The sequence below is a fragment of the Streptomyces sp. 8L genome (assembly GCF_020176795.1).
In the GTDB taxonomy this organism is placed as follows: domain Bacteria; phylum Actinomycetota; class Actinomycetes; order Streptomycetales; family Streptomycetaceae; genus Streptomyces.
Genome location: NZ_JAIUKE010000730.1, coordinates 1 through 3,533, shown reverse-complemented (window position 1 = coordinate 3,533; position 3,533 = coordinate 1). Strand labels below are relative to the sequence as shown.

General features: G+C 78.3%; 1 protein-coding gene. It reads right to left on the bottom strand.

Translation table 11 applies throughout. The annotated features are described in order from the left end of the window. Positions 1 to 81: 81 nt before the first annotated feature. The gene (locus tag LCE31_RS37920; RefSeq protein WP_225022692.1) at positions 82 to 3,423 is read right to left on the bottom strand and encodes an ABC transporter permease; all 3,342 of its coding nucleotides are present in this window, start codon (positions 3,421 to 3,423) and stop codon (positions 82 to 84) included. Between the last annotated feature and the right edge of the window lie 110 nt (positions 3,424 to 3,533).

The window sequence follows — 3,533 nt, the reverse complement described above, 5'->3', positions numbered from 1 at the left end:
CCCGGGGGGGGGCGCGCGCCCCCCCCGCCCCCCCCCCCCCGGGCCCCCCGCCCCGGGGGCTTCGCCGCGTCGCGTGCCATCTCACTCGCCTCCCTGGACCCGCAGCGACGCCGCGGGGCCGCCGCGCCGCAGCGCCAGCGCCGTCACGATCAGGACGGGCACCACCGCCACGCCCCCGAGCAGCAGGGCGACCTGGCCGGCCGGCAGCAGGACGTGCACGGCGGGGACCGGCTGGGTGGCCCGGTTGGTCAGGACGACCAGCGGGACCACCGCACGGGTCAGCAGCCCGCCGAGCACCAGGCCCACGGCCAGCGCGATGCCCAGCAGCAGCGCGTGTTCCACCGCGAGGACCCGGGCCAGTTGGCGGCGGGGTGTGCCGAGCGCCCGCAGGACGGCGAACTCCCCCGCGCGCTCCCGCAGGTTGCCGACCGTGCCGACCGCGAAGCCGACCGCCGCGAGCGCCGCGGCGGCCACCGCCGCGGCGAGCAGCGCGGACTGGGGGCCCGCGCCGAGCGGATCGCGGTGCAGGCTCTCGGAGAGGTCCGCGCGGTCGACGATCTGGTCCGGGTCGATGTCGGTGCGCGTGTGCAGCGCCGCCGCCAGGTGTCCCGCCCTGCCGGGCGCCGGGTAGAACCACCACTCCGTGGGGGTGAGCGGCCGGCCGCCGCGCGCCGCCACCACCCGGTTCACGGCGCGCAGATCGAGCAGCAGCGCGCCCCCGTCGGTGGCGGCGGACGTCTCCTGGCCACCGGCGGTGGCGCTCGGGCCCGTCGTGGGGATCTGCCGCACGGTACCGGCGACGCGCGCCCGCACCGTGCCGTCGCCCACCGGGACCTGGATCACGGAGCCCACCTTCGTGCCGGTGGCCGAGGCGAACGCGTCCGTCATCAGGGCGGCGGGTACGGCCGGAGCGGGAGCGGGGGCGGTGATCCGGACGGTGTCGAGCACCGTGGAGATGCCCACCGGCCGCTGTCGGCTGGAGTCGAACGCCAGGGTCAGCGGCGTCCGTTCGCCGCTCGCCGCGTGCGTCACCTTCGGGGGCACGGCGCTCTGATAGGCGTCGTCGGTCTGGCCCGACACGACGGCGGTGGCGCGCCAGTGCACGTCGGCGGCGGACAGCGGCCGGGTGGTCGTGTGCGCGCCGTTCGCCGTGTGCGCGGTGATCGACGCGACGGTGAAGGTGTAGTGGCGGACCGGCGAAGTCCCGCTGGGGCTGTCGAGTTCGAAGCCGGTGATCCGCAGCGGGCCCGCGGGCTTCCCGTCCGGCGCGCCCGCCGCGTCCGCGAGGTCGGCGCCGAGCGTGTGCGTCGCGCCGTCCGCGGGTACCGCGGCCAACTGGAGGGGGTAGGGCACCCCGTAGCGGTCCTCGAGGATCACGGTGACCGGTGTCCCCCCGCCGTGCGGGGCGCCGTCCACCGTCAGCCGCAGCGCCAGGTCGAGCCGGGCGGTGCCGTCCGGCACGAGCACCCCGCTCGCCGGGACCCGCGCGGGGCGCAGCGCGGCCACGCGGGCGGCCGGGTCGCCGCCCGCGAGGTCCCCGCGCATGCCGAGGCCGGGCGCCGCGTCGGCCGTGTCGAGGGCCAGCACGGTCGCCTGCCGGTTGTCGGACAGGGTCATCAGGCCGCGCGCGGCCGGCGCGAGGTTCCGCACGCCGGGCAGGGCCCCGTAGGCCCCGCCCTGGCCGAACACCGGGGTGCGGCTGCCGAGGACACGCAGCGGCGCGCCCGACTGGAAGGACGCCTGGTCGCTCTGGGAGGCGTCCCACGACGCGCCCTGCCCGATCGCGAGGACGCCCATCGCCACGGCCAGCACCAGCAGCAGGACCGGCCCGGCGCCGCGCAGCGGCCTGCGGCTGAACTGCCAGCCCGCGAGGGCGGCGGCGAGGCCCCGGCCCCCGGCGGCGCGCCGTTCGGCGAGCCCCGCGACGGGCGGCAGCAGCCGGAGCGTCAGCACCGTGCCGGCCAGCAGGGCCAGCGCGGGCGCCACCACCAGCAGCGGGTCGATGCCCAGGTCGCCGTCCGTGCCTCCGCCGGTCAGCGCGCCGCTGCCGGACGTCTGCCGGTCCAGCTGCCAGTACGCCACGCCCGCGACCAGCAGCAGGGCGAGGTCGGCGCCCGCGCGCACCGGGCCCGGCAGGGCTCTCGCCCGCGCGGGCCGCCCGTAGCCGCGCGCCGTGAGGACCGGCAGCGCCACGGCGAGCGCGCACGCGAGCGCGGCGAGAGCGCCCACCAGCCAGACGGACCCGGTCGGGTGCGCGTCCAGGCGCAGGCCGACCCGGGCGAGCAGGCCCTGGCCGCCGAGGAGCCGGGTGAGCGGGCCCGCGAGGAGCGGCGCGGCGACGGCGGCGGGTACCGCGAGGAGCAGCGCCTCCAGCGCGGACAGAGCGACGATCCGGCCGCGCGACCCGCCGCGCGCGAGCAGCAGCCGGGTCTCCTCGGCCCGTTCCGAGGTGAGCAGCCGGGCCACGAGCAGCAGCGCGTACCCGGCGAGCAGCACCAGCTGGAGCGAGACGATCAGCAGCGTCGAGCGGGCCACGAGCAGCGCGCGCCGCGCCGACGAGAGCAGGTCGGGCAGGGAGGTCCTGGAGGTGACGTCGCCCTGGAAGACGGGCTCCTCGGCCAGGAAGTCCTTGGCCTGCGTCGCCGAGTCGCGGAGCGCGTCGAGGCGGCCCGCCGTGAAGTGCGTGAAGTCGGCGGTCGACAGCCAGGACACGTCGCCGCGGGACACCCGTCCGCTCTCCAGCACCGCGGGGTCGGCCACGAGCGGGCCGTACGTCGTGAACCCGTCGGTGCGCACGCCCCGGCCGCCGAGCTCGTCGAGCTGCCAGTACGGGTCGCCGGGGTCGAGGGGACGGTAGACGCCGGTGACGCGGACCGTGACGGAGCCGCCGTTCAGCCGGTCGGTGAGGGTGTGGACGGCCGGGCCCGGCACGAGCCCCAACTGGCTGGCCGCGGCCTGGGGTACGGCCACCTCGATCACTCCGCCGTGCCCCGCCCACGGCCCGGCGGCGGGCCAGGAGCCCCGCGTCAGCCGGACCCGGGAGCGGTCGAGGGCCGCGAACTGGGTGAGGTACGGGTCGCCCTTGCGGGCGGCGGGCGGCTGGAGGGAGCGCGGCAGCCCGTAGGGCCCCGACGACCGAAGGGTCCGCGTCCGCACCGGCAGGCCGTCGAACACGCGCGACGCGGCCCGGTGCGCGGCGGCGTCCAGCGCGGACGGCTTCGCCCGCGGTGCCCCCGCGGTGATGACGAGACCGGCCGCGGCCGTGTGGTCGGCGCCCAGGTCGTGCCGAAGCCCGGCGTCGCCGATGGAGCCGGCGAACGCGGCCAGCGTCGCGAGTACGGCCGTGGTCAGGACCATCGCGAGGAGCGCGGCCGCGAGCAGCAGCCGGTGCGCGCGCACGCGCAGAAAAAGGAACCCCGTCAAGCCTCCCCCTGACCTCTGCCCCCGAGACGGGCGCGCGGTCCCGGCACCTCCGTGCCCGTACGCCCCGCCGGCTCCGAACCGAACCTCCGGACCCCCCGGAAGCTCAGAAC